This window comes from Variovorax rhizosphaerae, from assembly GCF_037889975.1.
GTDB classification, from domain to species: Bacteria; Pseudomonadota; Gammaproteobacteria; order Burkholderiales; family Burkholderiaceae_C; genus Variovorax; species Variovorax rhizosphaerae.
On sequence record NZ_JBBKZT010000019.1, the window covers coordinates 78,662 to 95,534 of the forward strand.

A 16,873-nucleotide genomic window follows, 5' to 3' on the forward strand; every position below is an offset into this window, starting at 1 on the left:
ACCCACGCGACAGTGCAGGCTCCTGCGCCGCAGAAAACGCATCGTCTGCATGCCCGTCGCTCCACGGCCTCGACATGCCATGACAACCACAGACCTCGATCCCATCACCTGCCGCCCCATCGGCTTCGTGCGCAGTCTCTTCAAGCAGGTCGAGGGCATGCCGATCCAGGCGGTGGCGTCGCAAGACATGGCGCGCCTGGAGGTCCACGCGGACTTCGCACCCGGCCTGCGCGACATCGAAGGCTTCGACTACCTGACCCTCATCACGCACATGCACCTCTGCACGCGCGAGCCGCTGGAGGTCACGCCCTTCCTCGACACCGCGTCGCACGGCGTTTTCGCCACGCGATCGCCGACGCGGCCGAACCGGCTCGGCCTGTCGATCGTGCGCTTGCTGCGCGTCGAGGGCGCCACCCTGCACTTCAGCGGCAACGACATGGTCGACGGCACGCCGGTGCTCGACATCAAGCCCTACGTACCGCGCTTCGACGTGCGCCAAACCGAGCGCATCGGCTGGTTCGCCGACAAGCTGGAAGCCTTGCCTACCGCGCTGGCGGACCGCCGCATGACCTGACAGCGGTTGGCCACGCGGCCATCCACCCCTCGGCATGCGCGGCAGAGGTCATCTGACACCGGCTCCTCCTGGTCATTCACGCTCGAACACGCCGATCAAGCCGGACGCGCGTGCGCAGGGACGACGATATGATCCGCTATTCCAATGATGAATAGCGCTCGACGTGAAAGGACGCCCGCCATGAAGACCTGCCCTTGCTCGCTGCGCACCGCCGCCGTGATGGCCGCCCTCTCGCTCGTCGCTGTGGCCGCGCAGGCGCAGGAGATCGTGGTGTCGGCCGCGGCCAGCCTGACGAACGCCTTCCAGGAAGTCGGCAAGGCTTTCGAGAAGGCGCAGCCCGGCACCAAGGCAACATTCAACTTCGCCGCCTCCGGCGCATTGCTGGCGCAGATGACGCAGGGCGCACCGGTCGACGTTTTCGCCTCCGCCGACCAGGAGACCATGAACCGCGCCGTCGCCGCCAAGCTGATCGCCGAGGGCACGCGTGCCGACTTCGCGCACAACACGCTGGTGCTGGTCGTTCCCGCCACCACGACCACCCCACCGCAGCAGTTGGGCGACCTGGCCGGCGCCAGCTACAAGCGCATTTCCACCGGTACGCCCGCCTCGGTGCCCGTCGGCCGCTACACGATGGAGTCGGTACAGCAAGCCGGCCTCACCGCTGCACTGGAACCGAAATGGATCTACGGCGAGAGCGTGCGACAGGTGCTCAACTACGTCGCGCGCGGCGAGGTCGATGCCGGCTTTGTCTACCGCACCGATGCACTGATCGAGCGCGACAAGACGAAGATCGCGCTGACCGTCCCGACCGGCACCCCCATCAGCTACCCGATCGCGCAACTGGCCTCGAGCAAGAACGCGGCAACGGCCAAGTCCTTCATCGCCTTCGTGCGCGGCGCCGAGGGGCAGGAGATCCTCGGCCGCTACGGCTTCTCGAAGCCCTGAGAACCTTCGACATTGCTCGTTCCCCTCTGGCTCACCCTCAAGGTCGCGCTGATCGCCACGCTGCTCGCGGGCGTGGCGGGCATCGGCATGGGCTGGTGGATGTCGCGGCGGCGCTTCCCCGGACAAGGGATCGTCGATGCCGTGCTGATGCTGCCGATGGTCCTGCCGCCGACGGTGCTCGGCTACTACCTGATCGTTCTGATCGGCCGCAACGGCGTGTTCGGCCAGTACCTGGACCGGTGGTTCGGCATCAACCTCATCTTCACCTGGCAGGGTGCGGTGATCGCGGCCTCGATCGTTTCGCTGCCGCTGATCTACAAGGCGGCGCGCGCGTCCTTCGAGGATGTGGACAGCCGCTTCGCGCATGCGGCGCGCACGCTCGGTGCCGCGGAACTCGAAGTGTTCCTGCGCGTCAGCCTTCCGCTGGCGCTGCGCGGCATCGCGGCCGGCCTGATGCTGGCCTTTGCGCGGGCCATGGGCGAGTTCGGCGCCACACTGATGATTGCCGGCAACCTGCCGGGCAAGACGCAAACGCTTTCCATCGCCGTGTATGACGCGGTGCAGGCCGGCAATGACGCGCAGGCGCTGTGGCTTACCGCGGTGATCTCGGTGGTTTGCATCGTGGTGCTGGTGATTTCGGGCCGGCTGTTGCAGGCGAAGCACTGAGCGTCGGATATGACGGCCCTGCTCGACATCGACTTGCGCGTCGCCCTGCATTCGGACGAGCGGGACTTCGAACTGCATGCGCGCTTCGGCACGGCCTCGATGCGCACCGCCCTGCTCGGGCCATCAGGCGCTGGCAAGTCGACCGTGCTGCTGGCGGTGGCCGGGTTGGTGCCGGGCGCCAAGGGGCATGTGCGCCTGGGCGATTTCACCTTGCTCGACACCGCAGCCGGCATTGACCTGCCGGCACGCGAGCGCCGCATCGGCTTCGTGTTCCAGGACTACGCGCTGTTCCCCCACATGACGGTCGAACGGAACATCCTGTTCGGCATGCACCGGCTCGGCGCTGCCGTGCCGCCCGCGACCACGGCCCGTATCGGCGAACTGCTGCACCAGTTCGACCTGGACAAACTCGCCCGTGCCTACCCGCGGCATCTCTCGGGCGGCCAGAAACAACGCGTGGCACTGGCCCGTGCGCTGGCGCCGAACCCGCGCCTGCTGCTGCTGGACGAGCCACTGTCCGCGCTGGACACGGCATTGCGCACCCGGCTTCGCGCTGAACTGGCCGAGATGCTGGAGCGCGTGCAGGTGCCGACGCTGCTGGTGACGCACGATCCGCACGATGTGGAGGCGCTGGCGCAGAGCACTGTCCAACTGGACAATGGCCACGTCGTGCTGGCTGAATGATTTGAGGTCTCACAACGCCTGCAGGATCTCCCGCCTTGCGTGGGCGTGCCCCGCTGGCAGGCAGTTCACCAGGGGCCTGAACGGGCTTCGCCACTCGCCCATGATTTTCACTGCGGCTGCGGTCCCGGCGATGCACGCAGACTCATGAAAGGGCCTCGACCGCCATCAACCAGCCGGCGCAGGCACGACGCAGCGACTCCGTTCAAGCACCGTTATTCAGGATGTCCGACATGCATCTTCAGACGCGCGCTTTTCGTTCACAGCCGCAGACAAAGAACGCCCGCATCCAGTCCGAAAAGGGCAGAAGCACGGCCCGCAGGCAGGCATCTCCCAACGCGCCAACAACCAAAAAGCCCCTGCAGCGGGAAGCTACAGGGGCTTGCAATTTGGCGGAGTGGACGGGACTCGAACCCGCGACCCCCGGCGTGACAGGCCGGTATTCTAACCAACTGAACTACCACTCCTGGTAGACAACGTTCACTCTGAAAACAGAGCCAAGTGTTGCCACTTGTGCCTCGCTGACCGAAGTCAATTTGGCGACCCTACGGGGATTCGAACCCCGGTAGCCACCGTGAAAGGGTGGTGTCCTAGGCCTCTAGACGATAGGGTCAAAACCTTGGAACATCTTCCGACTCGACAAGAAACTTTGGTGGAGGTAAACGGGATCGAACCGATGACCTCTTGCATGCCATGCAAGCGCTCTCCCAGCTGAGCTATACCCCCAAATTTCAACAAGACTTTCGTCTGTATCGCTGAGCCCCTGCTCCTGCGTGTCGAGCCTCAAATTATATACCGAAAATCAGGCTGTTCTCAATCTCGTCAAAATAGTTTCACGAGAAAACAATGCGAGCACTGCATCCAGTGACGGTGTCTGCGGCGTTCCGAGAACAAGTACACGCACCGGCATGGCGAGAGCCGGCATTTTAAGGCCATGTGCAGCCAGCACTTCCTTGATGGCAGCGGCGATGGTCAATTTGTCCCACTGGACATCCGCCAACTTGTCGGCGAGCGCAGCGATGGCGGGGCGCACTGCATCGGTCAGGTGCTGCGCGCGATCGGCGTCGCTGGCCGTCACGTCGGCATAGAAGCTGGCGGCCCAGTTCGCAAGCGCGACGGTGGTGTCGCAACGGTCCTTGAACAGCGCGCAGATGTCGGCGAGGCGCGCGTCGGCGGTGATGCCGCGCTTCTTCAGCTGCGCGCCCACCAGTTCGGCCAGCGCAGCGTTGTCCATCTGCTTGATGTAGTGCGAATTGACCCAGCTCAATTTGGCCGCGTCCCATTGCGCGGGGCTCTTCGACAGGTGCGTGCCGTCGAACCATTGCACCAGTTGCTCGCGTGAGAACAACTCGTCGTCGCCGTGACTCCAGCCGAGGCGCGCGAGGTAGTTCAGCATGGCTTCGGGCAGGTAGCCATTCTCTTCGTAGGCGGTGACGCTCACGGCGCCACGGCGCTTGGAGAGTTTTTGACCGTCATCGCCCAAGATCACCGGCACATGGCCGAACTGCGGCAGCGGTGCGCCCAGCGCATTGAAGATGTTGATCTGCCACGGCGTGTTGTTGATGTGCTCGTCGCCACGAAAGACGTGGCTGATGGCCATGTCCCAGTCGTCGACCACCACGGCGAAGTTGTAGGTGGGCACACCATCGGGGCGCTGGATGATGAGGTCGTCGATCTCGCGATTGTTGATGGTGATCGGGCCCTTGACCAGGTCGTCCCAGGTCACGTCGCCTTCGACCGGGTTGCAGAAGCGCACCACGGGCGGCACGCCTTGCGGCACTGGCGGCAGCACCTTGCCGGGCTCAGGGCGCCAGCGGCGGTCGTACAACGTCTTCTCGCCGCGCTCGCGCTGCGCTTCGCGCATGGCTTCGAGGTCTGCGGGCGTGCAGTAGCAGTGGTAGGCCTTGCCCGCCGCAATCATTTGCGCAATGACTTCCTGGTAGCGCGCCAGGCGTTGCATCTGGTAGATCGGGCCTTCGTCGTATTCGAGGCCGAGCCAGTGCATGGAGGCGAGGATCTGGTCGGTCGATTCCTGCGTCGAGCGGGCCACGTCGGTGTCCTCGATGCGCAGCACGAATTCGCCGCCGTGATGGCGCGCATAGGCCCACGAGTAGAGAGCGGTGCGAGCGGTGCCCAAGTGCAGGAAGCCGGTGGGCGACGGGGCGATGCGGGTTCTGATTTTTCGGGTCATGGGATTCAAATGGCGAGCGTGCCGAGGCCACGCAGCAGGTCGGCCTGGATGTCGTCGATGTGGTCGAGGCCGGCCGCGATGCGGATCAGGCCCTGGCCGATGCCGGCTGCTTGACGCTGCGGCTCGGAGAGGCGGCCGTGCGAGGTGGTCGCCGGATGGGTGATGGTGGTCTTGGTGTCGCCGAGGTTGGCGGTGATGCTCAGCACACGGGTGCTGTCGATCACGTGGAAAGCATTCGCGCGTGCTCCCTCGGGCGTGTCGCCGAGCACGTCGAAGGACACCACCGCGCCGCCCTGCCCCGACTGCTGTTGCATCGCGAGCGCGTGCTGCGGATGCGAGGCGAGGCCCGGGTAGTAGACGCGCTTCACCGCAGGCTGCTTCTCCAGCCATCGGGCCAGCGCGAGCGCGTTGTCGCAGTGCGCCTTCATGCGCAGACTCAAGGTCTCGAGGCCCTTCAGCACAACCCACGCATTGAACGGCGACAGCGCCATGCCCGCGGTGCGCACCACGGGGCCAAACACTTCATTGACCAGCTTCGCGCTGGTGCAGATCGCACCGGCCAGCACGCGGCCCTGCCCGTCGAGGTACTTGGTGCCGGAATGCAGCACGAGATCGGCGCCGAATTCCACGGGGCGCTGCAACGCGGGCGAGCAGAAGCAGTTGTCGACCGCGAGCAATGCGCCAACGCCATGCGCGATGTCGGCCAGCGCGCGGATGTCGCAGACTTCGGTCAGCGGGTTGGTCGGCGTCTCGGCGAACAGCAGCTTGGTGTTGGGTCGTACAGCGGCGCGCCATTCGGCCACATCCGACTGAGAGACAAAGGTGGTCTCCACGCCGAACTTCGCGAACTCGCGACCGAGCAGGTTGAAGGTCGAACCGAACAACGAACGCGAGCTCACGACATGGTCACCGGCCTTGAGCAGGCCCATGCACATCATGAGGATCGCGCCCATGCCGCTCGATGCGCCGATCGCCGCTTCCGTGCCCTCCAGCGCGGCGAGGCGGCGCTCGAAGCTGGTCACGGTCGGGTTGGAGGTGCGGGTGTAGGTGAAGCCCTCCTCCGTGCCCGCGAAGCGTCGCGCCGAGGTCTCGGCGTCGGGCTGCACGAAGCTGCTGGTGAGGAACAACGCCTCGGAGTTCTCGCCGTACTGGCTCGGCTCCAGGGCCGTGCGCACCGCCAGCGTGTCGCGGTGCAGGCCCGCGGGCAGGGATCGATGGGTCACGGCGTCTTTCAGTTCAGGTTGGGCAGCGCGAGGCGGGAGGCGTCTTCCTCGGTTTCTTCGACACGCGGACGGTTGTTGTTCATGCGGTTGATTGCATCGGTGTCGATGTCGCCGGTCACGTAGTAGCCGTCGAAGCAGGAGGCCTCGAGGCCCGCGAACTTGGATGCGCCGGTCGTCGCGGGTGCGGCCTTCATGACGGCGCGCTTCATCGCATCGACGTCCTGGTAGATCAGCGCGTCGCAGCCGATGAGGGCGCGGATCTCCTCGATGGTGCGGTCATGGGCCACCAGTTCGCCCTTGGTCGGCATGTCGATGCCGTAGACGTTCGGGTAGCGCACCGGCGGTGCGGCGCTGGCGAGGTAGACCTTGCGTGCGCCGGCGTCGCGCGCCATCTGCACGATCTCGCGGCTGGTGGTGCCGCGCACGATGGAGTCGTCGACCAGCAGCACGTTGCGGCCCTTGAACTCGCTGGCAATGGCGTTGAGCTTCTGGCGCACCGACTTCTTGCGCTCGCCCTGCCCCGGCATGATGAAGGTGCGGCCGACGTAGCGGTTCTTGACGAAGCCTTCGCGGTAGGGGATGCCGAGCAGGTGCGCAAGTTGCGTCGCGCTCGGGCGGCTCGACTCGGGGATCGGGATGATCACGTCGATGTCGCTCGGCGGCACCGTGGAGACCACGCGCTTGGCCAGCGTTTCACCCAGGTTCAATCGGGCCTGGTAGACCGAGATGCCATCCATCGTCGAGTCGGGGCGCGCCAGGTAGACGAATTCGAAGATGCAGGGGTTGAGCGTCGGCGTCTCGGCGCACTGGTGCGCGTGCACTTGGCCTTGCATGTCGATGAACACCGCTTCACCGGGCGCAATGTCGCGTTCGAACTTGAAGCCCAGGCCTTCGAGCGCGACCGACTCGCTGGCCACCATGGCAGTGCCTTCGGCATTGCGGCCCAGGCACAGCGGCCGGATGCCGTATGGATCGCGAAATGCGAGCAGGCCCTGGCCCGAGATCAACGACACCACGGCATAGGAGCCGCGCAGCCGCTTGTGCATGCTCTTCACCGCGGCAAAGAGTTGGTCGGTGTGCAACTGAACGCCGCGCGTGGCGCGCTCCAGTTCATTCGCGAGCACGTTGAGCAGCACTTCCGAGTCGCTCTCCGTGTTGGTGTGGCGGTGATCGGTCGTGAACAGTTCGGCACGCAGCGCATGCGCGTTGGTGAGGTTGCCGTTGTGCACCAGCACGATGCCGAAGGGCGCGTTCACGTAGAAGGGCTGCGCCTCTTCTTCGCTGTAGGCATTGCCCGCGGTCGGGTATCGCACCTGGCCCAGGCCGACAGTGCCCGGCAGCGCACGCATGTTGCGGGTACGGAACACATCCTTCACCATGCCCTTGGCCTTGTGCATGAAGAACTTGCGGTCGAGCAGGGTCACGATGCCAGCGGCGTCCTGGCCGCGGTGCTGCAGCAACAACAACGCGTCGTAGATCAATTGATTGACAGGGGCGTTGCTGACAACGCCGACGATTCCACACATGAAGCGATCCTCTCAGGGCAAGTAGCTTGCCAATTTCTCCGGCAACGCAGGCTTGATCGCCTGCAATGCCGTATCCAGAACAGTGGCACTGCGCGACTCGCGCCACCACGCACTGTCGTTCAGCGAAAAAAGGTGGATCCCTGTAGCCACCGCCAGCAAGGCAACGGCTCCACGCACAAAACCAAAACCGGCACCCAGGGTGCGATCGACCGGCCGAAGCCCGGCCGCCACAACCATCTTGCGCACCAGCGCGGTGATCAATCCGGCCGCAAAAGCCACCGCCACGAACACCAGCACGAAAGCGACTGCGTAGCGCCAGACCGCATCAGGCGCGCCGACCGGCAACCATGCCGCGACAGGATCGGCGAAAAACTGCGCGCAGATGAAGGCCACGACCCAACCCGCCAGCGACATCAACTCGAACACCAGGCCGCGCACCATGCCGACCAGAACCGACAGCAACAGCAGCGCGACGACAACCCAATCCAGCAACGCCACGGAATGCGCTGCTTACAGCGTGAGCACGGCCGCGGACAGGGCGAGGCCCTTGACGCGGGCAGCCGCCTTGTCGGCATCGGCACGCGTGCTGAACGGGCCGACGCGCACACGCGTGCGATCGCCGTCGGCCGTCTTCGCGACGTGCGCGTAGGTCTTCAGCCCGGCCCGCTCCAGCTTCTGGCGGACCTCGCGCGCCTTGTCGGCGTCGGCGAAGGCACCGACCTGCACGACGAAGCGGCCGGCCTCGTCGGCGGCAGAAGCGGGTTTGGCGGCGGCGGAGTCGGCGGAGCGGCCATCGAGCAAGGCACGCGCGCGAGCTTCGTCATCGCCGGTCGGCTTGGTGGTCTTGGGCTCGGGCTTGGCCTCTGCCTTGGCTTCCTTTGTCTCGACCTTGGGCTTGGCTTCGGGCTTGGCTTCGGGCTTGGCTTCGGGCTTTGTCTCGGGCTTGACCTCGGCCTTGCGCTCAGGCTTGGCTTCGACCTTGGCCTCGGGTTTCTTCGGCTCGGGCTTGGCCTCCGGCTTCGCCTCGGGTTTCGGTTCAGGCTTGGCCTTGGCTTCCGGCTTCTGCTCGGGCTTTGGTGCGGCATCGGCCACCGGTTTTGACGGGATGATTTCCGTGCCGTCGGCGGCCTCGGTGATCATGCCGCCCGGCGAAGCGGCCGCCACGCGGGTCGATGCGTCCTTGCCCGGCGCGACGGAGGTGGTCGGCGCGGATGGCAAGGCCAGCGGCTTGACCTTGTTGCGGTCGGGAATCTCGATCGGGATGTCGACGGCCACCGGGCGCGGCTGCGTGTCGAACAGCAGCGGAAATCCGACCACGCCCAGCAGCACCAGCACGGCCGCGCCGAGCAGGCGGTGGCGGGCGCGGCGGCGCATGGTTTCGACGCTCTCCGCGGGCACCGCACCGGCCACGTTGCGGGCTTCGTTGCCTTGCTGGCCGCGTGCGCGGAACTTGAAAAACGCCATGAAAGTTCGATTCCTGTGGGAGAGCAGCGTGGTGTGATGATGCGGCGGAAATCAGGCCTTGTCAGGCCCTTCAGGCCCCATTTCAAGCGTCCCGCAACAGGTGTCTGGCTTGCAAGCGGGGGGTTCCATTCAGGAGCACGCCGCCGACGGTAAAGAACGATCCGAAGACCACGATTCTATCAGCCGGGTCCGCCTGATCGATGGCCGCCTGGAGGGCCTCCATGGGGCTGGCGCACAGCGTGCCGGACGCGTCCTTGCGCGTGTTCTGCGCCTGCCAGCGCGCCAGCAGATCGGCCCCCGCCGCGGCGCGTGGGGTCGGCAGGTCGGTGAAGTACCAGCGGTCGATCAGCGGCCCGATGCGGGCAAAGATCGGCGCCAGGTCCTTGTCGGCCATCACGCCGAAGACGGCATGCGTGGTCGGGTAGAAGCCCATCGCGTCGAGATTCTCGGCCAGCGCCGCCACGGCATGGCCGTTGTGGGCCACGTCAAGCACCAGCGTCGGCTCGCCCGGCACGATCTGGAAGCGGCCCGGCAACTCGACCATCGCCAGCCCCGTGCGCACGGCCTGCGCGGTGATCGGCAGCACCGGCCGCAGCGATTCGAGTGCGGCCAGCACGCCGGCCGCGTTGATCAACTGGTTGGCGCCGCGCAGCGCGGGGTAGGCCAGCCCGCTGTAGCGCCGGCCACGGCCGCTCCAACCCCACTGTTGCTTGTCGCCGGCCACATTGAAATCGTGGCCGAAGCGCCAGAGATCGGCGCCGATGGCGTTCGCATGCGCGATGACGCTGTCGGGCGGCATCGGGTCGCTCACGATGGCGGGACGGCCGGCGCGCAGGATGCCGGCCTTCTCGAAGCCGATGCTCTCGCGGTCCGGCCCGAGGAAATCCATGTGGTCGAGGTCGATGCTGGTGATGACGGAACAGTCGGCATCAATGATGTTGACGGCGTCCAGCCGGCCGCCCAGGCCGACTTCGAGGATCGCGACCTCGACGCCGCTGGCCGCCATGCAGTGCAGCAGCGCCAGCGTGGTGAATTCGAAGTACGTCAGCGAGGTCGATCCGCGGGCCTCTTCGACGGCGGCGAAGTGCGGCAGCAGCGCGGCGGCCTCCACCGATTCGCCACGCAGTCGCAGTCGCTCCTCGAAATGCACCAGGTGCGGCGAGCCGTAGACCCCGGTGCGGTAGCCGGCATGCCGCAGGATCGACTCCAGCATGGCGCAGGTCGAGCCCTTGCCATTGGTGCCCGCCACCGTGATGACGGGGCAGTCGAAGCGCAGGCCGAGCCGGTCGGCCACGGCGCGCACGCGGTCCAGCCCGAGGTCGATGTTCTTGGCGTGCAATTGCTCGCAGTGGGCGAGCCAGTCGGCGAGGGTTTCCATGGCGGGCGGAATTGTCGCCGACCCGCCGACGCGGCATCATCCCAGGATGACAACAACCCTTTTCGGCATCCCCAACTGCGACACGGTCAAACGTGCGCGCACCTGGATGGACACGCAAGGCGTGCCCTACACCTTCCATGATTTCCGCAAGAACGGCCTGCCCGACGCGGCCCTGGACCGCTGGCTGCAAGCGCCGGGCTGGGAGGCACTGCTCAATCGGCGCGGCACCACCTGGCGGCAACTGGACGAGGCGACCCGCGCCTCGGTAGTGGATGCGGCCTCGGCGCGTGCGGTGCTGGCCGCTCATCCGACGCTGATCAAGCGCCCGGTCGTCGAATGGCAGCCTGCGCGCGTTGTAACGGTGGGCTTCGACCCGGCCGCGTGGACGGCCCATGCCGCGGGGAAGGCTTGACGGTAAAGCTGCCGGCAAAGCCGGGCAAAAGAATGTGAAGCAGTGAACCCGGCGCGGGCATTGGCGTCCAACCAGCCAGCACCAGCGAAAGCGCTGCGTTCTTGAGGAGAAATTTCATGCGCACCCCCACCCGAATCATCATCGGCCTGGCCCTCGTCGGGGCACTCGGCAGCGCCGTCTCGCTGGCCCAGGCGCAGCAGGTTTCCGGCCGCGTCATCTCCAGCACGCCGATACGCGATGCGAGCGGCCAGACCGGCTACAGCGTGGTCTACGAATATGCCGGCCAGCACTACACCACGCGCACCGACAGCCCGCCCGGCCAGACCATCGCGCTGCAACTAAGCCCGATGGGCGTGGCCACTTCGCCGGTACCGAACCAGCCTCCGCAGGCCGCCTACAACGACCCGAATCCGCAGAACTGGGACAACGTGGCGGTGGAGCCGGGTGTGGTGGTCGGGGCCGGCGGGGCGCCAGGGCCGGCCTATGGTGCACCGGTCTACGGTGGCCCCGTCTACGCCCCGGCCTACGCGGCACCCGTGTATGTGCAGCCGGCCTACGGCTACGGCTATGCGTCGCCCTGGATCGCCGCACCGATCGGGCTGTCGCTCAACTTCGGCTATTCGCGCGGCTGGGGTGGCGGCGGCTACCGCCACGGCTGGCGTTGAGCGATTTCACGCTCGCTAAACTCGGCCCATGACCGAAACCATCCAGAGCGTGGCCGTGGCCACCAAGGCCAATGTTTATTTCGACGGCAAGTGCGTGAGCCATTCCCTGACCCTTGCCGATGGCACCCGCAAGTCCGTGGGCGTGATCCTGCCCTCGACGCTGACCTTCAACACCGGCGCGCCCGAAATCATGGAAGGCACAGGCGGCGCCTGCGAATACCTGTTGAGCGGCAGCACCGAGTGGAAGAAGGCCGGCATGGGCGAGAAGTTCAGTGTGCCGGGCGATTCCTCGTTCCAGATCCGGGTGACGGGCGAGCCTTACAGCTATATCTGCCACTTCGGCTGAACCGTCCGACCCATTCACTGAGCCACCTTCGGGTGGCTTTTTTGCGCCCGGGTCGCTGGCTCATACGACTTTGCAATCAATCGCAGAACAAGGCGGAGCGCCGCAGACAGTGCTGTAGCACGGCAAGGCGATCCAACGCAGTCATGCGGTTGAATGCGAGGGAGTATCAGTCGCCTCCGCCCCCACCGCAGCCGCCGCCACAACCGGAACCGCTGTCGCCGCCCCCGCTGTCCCCGCCACTGCCCGAAGAGGACGACTCGCTGCCGCCGAAGCCGCCCGCGTCGCCGGAGCCTCCACCGGAATCGCTGAAGCCGGTCCCACAATACGCGTCGGAGCCGGCGGCGCGGTCGATGGCGCTGCAGTCGGGCGTGTACTTGAAGCCGCCTTCGACGTCGAACTTGGCATCGAGCGCGAACAGCAAGGGCAGCCGGGAGGGTTTGCGCGGGTCGATGCTCTCCTCCTTGCAGGCCCAGTACCACGTGCGGCGCAGGCCGTCGTTGCGCCGCGCATCGTTGCCGAGCACCTCGGCCGGCGTGTGATGCAGCATGCCGCCGAAGGCTGCCTCGCACCAAAGCTGGTAGCCGCGCGTGTGCAGGATGTACTCGTGCCAGGCCTCGTCCACCACCTTGGAGGGCATCGCGACGAACTGGCGGCCTGAACGCAGGTGCGCCATGAAGAACTGGCGCAGCCCGCGCAGCACGAGGTCCGCGTCGCCTCGCCGCAGTTGCGGGAAGGCGGCCATCAACTTGCGGACGATGAAGGGCGGGAATTCCGCCTCGCGGATGAACTGGCGGCGCACGCTCATTTGCCAGGACTTGAGCGCGCCGTTCAGGAGCACGGTGACGACGAGCAATGCCACGGCCCAGCCAAATCGGCCGCTGGCAAACAGCACGAATGCCGCAAGAAGGCCGCCAAGCAAGGACAGCCGTTTCGTCCACACCAGCAGGTTGATGCGACGACGAAAGTTGAGTGTCGGCAATACGCTCATCGTCATCCTCGTGTCACTTGCCCCCGCCCATCATTGGCTTGCCGTTGACCAGCAACGCGCCTTTCTCCAGGACGGCGGCGCTTGTCAGGAAATCACCCTCGCGCACGGCAAAACCCTTGCCCACGGCCAGTTCGACCAGCGAGTGGGCCTGCGCCCCGCGTTGCGGCGCGCCGGCGGGATCGCCGCCGCGCTCGCCGAGCAACTGGACCCAGGCCACGGGCAGCTTGGCATTGGCCTTCATCAGCATGTGGGTCTGCAGCTTGGTCTGGATCGACATCGGGTCCTTGACGTCCTCGGCCGTCAGGCCCGGCGCGCTGGCCGAGAAGGACAACTCGCCGCGCTGGCCCTCGTAGGTCACGGCGAGCTTGTTGATCGACACCTCGGGCGTGTGTGGCAACAGTTGCGCGAGCGTCCGCATCATCTCGAGACCCAGCGCGGCGGCGTCCTCTTCCGACGGCTTGACACCGTCGCAAGTCGACGACAGCTGCGCCATCGACGTTTCCATGGCCTTTTGCAGGGTCGGGCCGTGCAGGTGCTTCACCGACTCCTGGAACTCGAAGTTGTCGAGCTGGATCGGCTTGGCGTCCTCGCCCACACGCAGCGTTGCATCCGCGGTGATGGCGGCCTTGCCATCGAGCAAGTCCTTGTCCGCCTTCACTTCCGTCAGGTACTTGAACTTGCCGATCTGAGCGAAGACCGGCTTGTCGCCGGCGCTGGCGAGGACTTCCACCCGCTCGATGTCCACGGTGCTGGTGCCGGGGCGCAGCCAGACGCTGTCGGCCGGCAGCGAGGTACCGTGCCAGCGCAACTTTGCGAGCTTGATGTTCAGCGTGGACTTGCCGTCCTTTTCTGAGCCGGCATAGACGAATTCGGGCAGGGTACCGTCGAAGGTGAAGGCGCCGCCGTCCAGGTTGCCGGTGGCACTCAGGTGAACATCGGACCAGGTGAGCTTGCCCTGCGGCAGATCCTGGTTGCCACCTGGCAAGCGCACCTTGGTGTCGTAGTCACCGCCGTAGCTGATCACCGTGCGGATGTCTTGCGGCTTCATGCCGGCGAGGTACTTGCGCACGCCCTCGGGCACCTCGTCCGGCAGGATCACTTCAGATTCGATCACCGCCGCGCCGACCGTGCTGAAGCCCGGCAACGGGCCGGTGCGCACATGGTCGCGGAAGCCGATGTCCAGCGTCTTGCCGGGCTTGTCGGCCTCCCCCGCGGCCGGCGCGCAGCCGATGCGAAGCTTGCCGCCGTAGGTCGAGGAGAACATACCCTTTTCGGTTTGCCGGTCCACCACATGCAGAAACGGAAACTGCTTCTCCAGCTTTTCGGCACGCGTCTCGTAGGCGGCTGCGATCTTGTTGCCGGTGACGGCGGTCGCGCCCAGGTACCCGCCCACCACGACGACCGCAATGGCCGCCAGTGCTTTCATCTTCAATTCACACTCCCTGTTGTTGACTTCTAGTTCTTGGCTACACGACCACCGGCTCGGGCTCGAGCAGGATGCCGAATCGCTCGTAGACGCTGGTCTGGATGGCCTTGGCCAGCGTCATCACTTCGCCGCCGGTGACCGGATGCGTCCGGCCGCCGCGGTTGACCAGCACCAGCGCCTGCTTCTCGTAGACGCCCGCATTGCCGACCGATTTGCCCTTCCATCCGCAGGCATCGATGAGCCAGCCGGCTGCCAGCTTGATGCTGCCGTCGGCCATCGGGTAATGCACGATCTTCGGGTCGCGGGCGATGATGTCGGCGCACTGTTCGGCCGTGACGGTCGGGTTCTTGAAGAAGCTGCCCGCGTTGCCAAGTTGTCGCCAGTCGGGCAATTTGGCGCGGCGGATGGCGCAGACCCAGTCGAACACCTCGCGCGCATTGGGCGTGAAGTTGCCGGTTTCGGCCATCTTGCGCTCCAGGTCGAGGTAGCCCATGACGGCCTTCCAGGGCTTGGGCAGGCGGAATCGCACCCGCGTGATCAGCGCCCGGCCCGCGAGGCCAAAGCTGTTGGCGCCGCTCGCGACATGCTTGAAGACGGAATCGCGGTAGCCGAAGGCGCATTGCGCGGCATCGAGCGTGAAAGGGCGCCCGGTGTCCAGCGCGATGGCGTCGAGCGATTCGAAGCGATCCTGCAATTCGACCCCGTAGGCGCCGATGTTCTGCACCGGCGAGCCGCCAACGGTGCCGGGGATCAGCGCCAGGTTCTCCAGGCCCGGGAATCCGTTGTCCACCGTCCACTCGACCGTGTCGTGCCAGGTTTCCCCGGCGCCGGCCTCGACGATCCAGGCGCGCGGTGTTTCCTCGACCAGGCGCAGTCCCTTGATCTCGACCTTCAGCACCAGCGGCTTGACGTCACCGGTCAGCACGATGTTGCTGCCGCCGCCGAGCACGAACTTGGGCGCGTCGCGCCAGTCGGCGTCGGCCAGCAGCGCCAGCACATCAGCCTCCGAGGCGATGCGCGCCAGGTGCTGCGCGCGCGCCACGATGCCGAAGCTGTTGTAGGGCTGCAGCGGGACATTGTGCTCAACGATCATGGGAGAATTGTCGCATTCACCCTGCGCCATTCGCCTTACAGGAGGCATGACATGCCCTCATTCGATACCGTCTGCGAACCCAATCTCCCCGAAGTCAAGAATGCCGTGGAGAACACGGCCAAGGAAATCGGCACCCGCTTCGACTTCAAGGGCACCTCCGCCGCGATCGAACTCAAGGACAAGGACATCACCCTGATCGGCGATGCCGACTTCCAGCTCGTGCAGGTGGAGGACATCCTGCGCAACAAGCTCACCAAGCGCAGCGTGGATGTGCGCTTCCTCGACAAGGGCGACGTGCAGAAGATCGGCGGCGACAAGGTCAAGCTGGTCATCAAGGTCAAGAGCGGCATCGAGAGCGAGCAGTCGAAGAAGATCCAGCGCCTGATCAAGGACAGCAAGCTCAAGGTGCAGGCCGCCATCCAGGGCGATGCGGTGCGCGTGACCGGCGCCAAGCGCGACGACCTGCAGGCGGCGATGGCGCTGATCAAGAAGGATCTGCCCGAGATGCCGCTGAGCTTCAACAACTTCCGGGATTGATCTTGCGGCACGCCCTCGTTGCCGCCGCCCTGCTCTCGGCCAGCCTGCTGGCGCATGCGGATTCAGTGATGCTCACGGGCACCATCGGCAGCCGCGCCATCCTCATCGTCAACGGCGGCGCGCCGAAGACGGTGGCGGTGGGCGAGACCTGGCAGGGCGTGCGCGTCGTGTCGGTGCAGTCGGACCAGGCGCAAGTCGAGATGGGCGGCAAGCGGCTCGCGCTGCGCATGGACACGCCGGTGAGCGTGGGCTCTTCCGGCGGCAAGCCGGACGGCAAACGCATCGTGTTGACCGGCGACAGCCGCGGCCACTTCATGAGCGGCGGCACGATCAACGGGCGCCCGGTCAGCTTCATGCTCGACACGGGAGCCACCAGCGTGTCCCTCTCCTCGGCCGACGCGGTGCGCATCGGGCTCGACTTCCAGAAGGGCACGCCCGTGCAGATGAACACGGCCAACGGCGTGATCCAGGGGTACCGAGTGAAGCTGGGGTCGGTGCGGGTGGGCGATGTCGAGGTGTACGACATCGACGCGGTGGTGTCGCCGCAGCCGATGCCTTATGTGCTGCTGGGCAACAGCTTCATCAACCACTTCTCGATGCGACGGGATGCGGACCAGATGGTGCTGGAGAAGCGGTTCTAACGCTAACAGCCACGAGAATCCCCGATTGCACGGCAGTCGCCATGCGGGGCCGATTTCGCAGGCAAGCGCTTTTGCCTGGCAATGGCAGCGTGCTCGATCGCGCGGGCTCGGGCGCAG

General features: G+C 65.9%; 18 protein-coding genes and 3 tRNA genes. 9 read left to right on the plus strand and 12 right to left on the minus strand.

From position 1 onward, the window contains the following. Window positions 1-79: 79 nt before the first annotated feature. The 4 genes from tsaA (at window position 80) to WKW82_RS30890 (ending at window position 2,869) form a co-directional block, all read left to right on the plus strand. Complete coding sequence (tsaA, locus tag WKW82_RS30875) at window positions 80-574, plus strand: tRNA (N6-threonylcarbamoyladenosine(37)-N6)-methyltransferase TrmO (protein ID WP_340346594.1); 495 nt, start codon at window positions 80-82, stop codon at window positions 572-574. A gap of 180 nt (window positions 575-754) precedes the next feature. After that, window positions 755-1,519, plus strand: coding sequence for a molybdate ABC transporter substrate-binding protein (gene modA, locus WKW82_RS30880; protein ID WP_340346595.1), 765 nt, complete (start codon window positions 755-757; stop codon window positions 1,517-1,519). 12 nt (window positions 1,520-1,531) lie between these two features. Continuing rightward, complete coding sequence (gene modB, locus WKW82_RS30885) at window positions 1,532-2,185, plus strand: molybdate ABC transporter permease subunit (RefSeq protein ID WP_340346596.1); 654 nt, start codon at window positions 1,532-1,534, stop codon at window positions 2,183-2,185. Between the two features lie 9 nt (window positions 2,186-2,194). Then, on the plus strand, window positions 2,195-2,869 hold the full coding sequence (locus WKW82_RS30890) for a sulfate/molybdate ABC transporter ATP-binding protein (protein WP_340346597.1): 675 nt from the start codon (window positions 2,195-2,197) through the stop codon (window positions 2,867-2,869). A gap of 387 nt (window positions 2,870-3,256) precedes the next feature. Here the strand turns inward: WKW82_RS30890 and WKW82_RS30895 are convergent. The 9 genes from WKW82_RS30895 to folC form a co-directional block, all read right to left on the minus strand. Beyond that, window positions 3,257-3,333 (minus strand) — tRNA-Asp (locus WKW82_RS30895). A gap of 70 nt (window positions 3,334-3,403) precedes the next feature. Continuing rightward, window positions 3,404-3,479 (minus strand) — tRNA-Glu (locus tag WKW82_RS30900). Window positions 3,480-3,516: 37 nt separating this feature from the next. After that, window positions 3,517-3,592: transfer RNA gene (locus WKW82_RS30905), tRNA-Ala, on the minus strand. Between the two features lie 76 nt (window positions 3,593-3,668). After that, the gene (gene gltX / locus WKW82_RS30910; RefSeq protein WP_340346598.1) at window positions 3,669-5,057 is read right to left on the minus strand and encodes a glutamate--tRNA ligase; all 1,389 of its coding nucleotides are present in this window, start codon (window positions 5,055-5,057) and stop codon (window positions 3,669-3,671) included. Between the two features lie 5 nt (window positions 5,058-5,062). Beyond that, a complete protein-coding gene (locus tag WKW82_RS30915; RefSeq protein ID WP_340346599.1) occupies window positions 5,063-6,280 on the minus strand; it encodes an O-succinylhomoserine sulfhydrylase in 1,218 nt (405 codons plus the stop codon). A gap of 8 nt (window positions 6,281-6,288) precedes the next feature. Then, the gene (gene purF, locus WKW82_RS30920) at window positions 6,289-7,806 is read right to left on the minus strand and encodes an amidophosphoribosyltransferase (RefSeq protein WP_340346600.1); all 1,518 of its coding nucleotides are present in this window, start codon (window positions 7,804-7,806) and stop codon (window positions 6,289-6,291) included. A 12-nt stretch (window positions 7,807-7,818) separates the two neighbouring features. Continuing rightward, window positions 7,819-8,304 (minus strand): CvpA family protein, encoded by a 486-nt coding sequence (locus WKW82_RS30925; RefSeq protein WP_340346601.1) that lies wholly within the window; start codon window positions 8,302-8,304, stop codon window positions 7,819-7,821. 12 nt (window positions 8,305-8,316) lie between these two features. Continuing rightward, window positions 8,317-9,270: an SPOR domain-containing protein gene (locus WKW82_RS30930; protein WP_340346602.1), complete on the minus strand. Its 954-nt coding sequence runs from the start codon at window positions 9,268-9,270 to the stop codon at window positions 8,317-8,319. A gap of 82 nt (window positions 9,271-9,352) precedes the next feature. After that, the gene (gene folC, locus WKW82_RS30935; RefSeq protein WP_422823636.1) at window positions 9,353-10,648 is read right to left on the minus strand and encodes a bifunctional tetrahydrofolate synthase/dihydrofolate synthase; all 1,296 of its coding nucleotides are present in this window, start codon (window positions 10,646-10,648) and stop codon (window positions 9,353-9,355) included. A gap of 46 nt (window positions 10,649-10,694) precedes the next feature. Here folC and WKW82_RS30940 point away from each other — a divergent pair, with 46 nt between their 5' ends. The 3 genes from WKW82_RS30940 (at window position 10,695) to ppnP (ending at window position 12,071) form a co-directional block, all read left to right on the plus strand. Then, a complete protein-coding gene (locus tag WKW82_RS30940; RefSeq protein WP_340346603.1) occupies window positions 10,695-11,060 on the plus strand; it encodes an ArsC family reductase in 366 nt (121 codons plus the stop codon). 116 nt (window positions 11,061-11,176) lie between these two features. Then, a complete protein-coding gene (locus WKW82_RS30945) occupies window positions 11,177-11,725 on the plus strand; it encodes a hypothetical protein (protein WP_340346604.1) in 549 nt (182 codons plus the stop codon). A 28-nt stretch (window positions 11,726-11,753) separates the two neighbouring features. Next, the gene (ppnP, locus tag WKW82_RS30950; RefSeq protein WP_340346605.1) at window positions 11,754-12,071 is read left to right on the plus strand and encodes a pyrimidine/purine nucleoside phosphorylase; all 318 of its coding nucleotides are present in this window, start codon (window positions 11,754-11,756) and stop codon (window positions 12,069-12,071) included. Between the two features lie 166 nt (window positions 12,072-12,237). Here ppnP and WKW82_RS30955 read toward each other — a convergent pair whose 3' ends face one another. Genes WKW82_RS30955 through murB form a run of 3 tightly spaced genes read right to left on the minus strand, consistent with a single transcriptional unit; the run spans window position 12,238 to window position 15,578 of the window. After that, window positions 12,238-13,059: a glycine-rich domain-containing protein gene (locus tag WKW82_RS30955; protein WP_422823637.1), complete on the minus strand. Its 822-nt coding sequence runs from the start codon at window positions 13,057-13,059 to the stop codon at window positions 12,238-12,240. 13 nt (window positions 13,060-13,072) lie between these two features. After that, window positions 13,073-14,485, minus strand: a complete 1,413-nt coding sequence (locus WKW82_RS30960; RefSeq protein ID WP_340346669.1) for a YdgA family protein — start codon at window positions 14,483-14,485, stop codon at window positions 13,073-13,075. 40 nt (window positions 14,486-14,525) lie between these two features. Next, window positions 14,526-15,578 (minus strand): UDP-N-acetylmuramate dehydrogenase, encoded by a 1,053-nt coding sequence (gene murB, locus WKW82_RS30965; RefSeq protein ID WP_340346607.1) that lies wholly within the window; start codon window positions 15,576-15,578, stop codon window positions 14,526-14,528. A gap of 51 nt (window positions 15,579-15,629) precedes the next feature. Between murB and WKW82_RS30970 the strand changes: the two genes are divergently transcribed. Together WKW82_RS30970 and WKW82_RS30975 are read left to right on the plus strand one after the other, a co-directional pair. Then, window positions 15,630-16,115, plus strand: coding sequence for a YajQ family cyclic di-GMP-binding protein (locus WKW82_RS30970; protein WP_340346608.1), 486 nt, complete (start codon window positions 15,630-15,632; stop codon window positions 16,113-16,115). 2 nt (window positions 16,116-16,117) lie between these two features. Continuing rightward, a complete protein-coding gene (locus WKW82_RS30975; protein ID WP_340346609.1) occupies window positions 16,118-16,756 on the plus strand; it encodes a retropepsin-like aspartic protease family protein in 639 nt (212 codons plus the stop codon). Window positions 16,757-16,873: the final 117 nt, after the last annotated feature.

Excerpts from the sequence above, each read along its gene's own strand:
- modA (WP_340346595.1), top strand. The coding sequence starts at position 755 with ATGAAGACCTGCCCTTGCTCGCTGCGCACCGCCGCCGTGATGGCCGCC.
- WKW82_RS30940 (WP_340346603.1), top strand. The coding sequence starts at position 10,695 with ATGACAACAACCCTTTTCGGCATCCCCAACTGCGACACGGTCAAACGT.
- WKW82_RS30945 (WP_340346604.1), top strand. The coding sequence starts at position 11,177 with ATGCGCACCCCCACCCGAATCATCATCGGCCTGGCCCTCGTCGGGGCA.
- murB (WP_340346607.1), bottom strand. The coding sequence starts at position 15,578 with ATGATCGTTGAGCACAATGTCCCGCTGCAGCCCTACAACAGCTTCGGC.
- WKW82_RS30955 (WP_422823637.1), bottom strand. The coding sequence starts at position 13,059 with ATGAGCGTATTGCCGACACTCAACTTTCGTCGTCGCATCAACCTGCTG.
- tsaA (WP_340346594.1), top strand. The coding sequence starts at position 80 with ATGACAACCACAGACCTCGATCCCATCACCTGCCGCCCCATCGGCTTC.
- purF (WP_340346600.1), bottom strand. The coding sequence starts at position 7,806 with ATGTGTGGAATCGTCGGCGTTGTCAGCAACGCCCCTGTCAATCAATTG.
- gltX (WP_340346598.1), bottom strand. The coding sequence starts at position 5,057 with ATGACCCGAAAAATCAGAACCCGCATCGCCCCGTCGCCCACCGGCTTC.
- WKW82_RS30960 (WP_340346669.1), bottom strand. The coding sequence starts at position 14,485 with ATGAAAGCACTGGCGGCCATTGCGGTCGTCGTGGTGGGCGGGTACCTG.
- WKW82_RS30970 (WP_340346608.1), top strand. The coding sequence starts at position 15,630 with ATGCCCTCATTCGATACCGTCTGCGAACCCAATCTCCCCGAAGTCAAG.
- WKW82_RS30930 (WP_340346602.1), bottom strand. The coding sequence starts at position 9,270 with ATGGCGTTTTTCAAGTTCCGCGCACGCGGCCAGCAAGGCAACGAAGCC.
- ppnP (WP_340346605.1), top strand. The coding sequence starts at position 11,754 with ATGACCGAAACCATCCAGAGCGTGGCCGTGGCCACCAAGGCCAATGTT.
- WKW82_RS30890 (WP_340346597.1), top strand. The coding sequence starts at position 2,195 with ATGACGGCCCTGCTCGACATCGACTTGCGCGTCGCCCTGCATTCGGAC.
- folC (WP_422823636.1), bottom strand. The coding sequence starts at position 10,648 with ATGGAAACCCTCGCCGACTGGCTCGCCCACTGCGAGCAATTGCACGCC.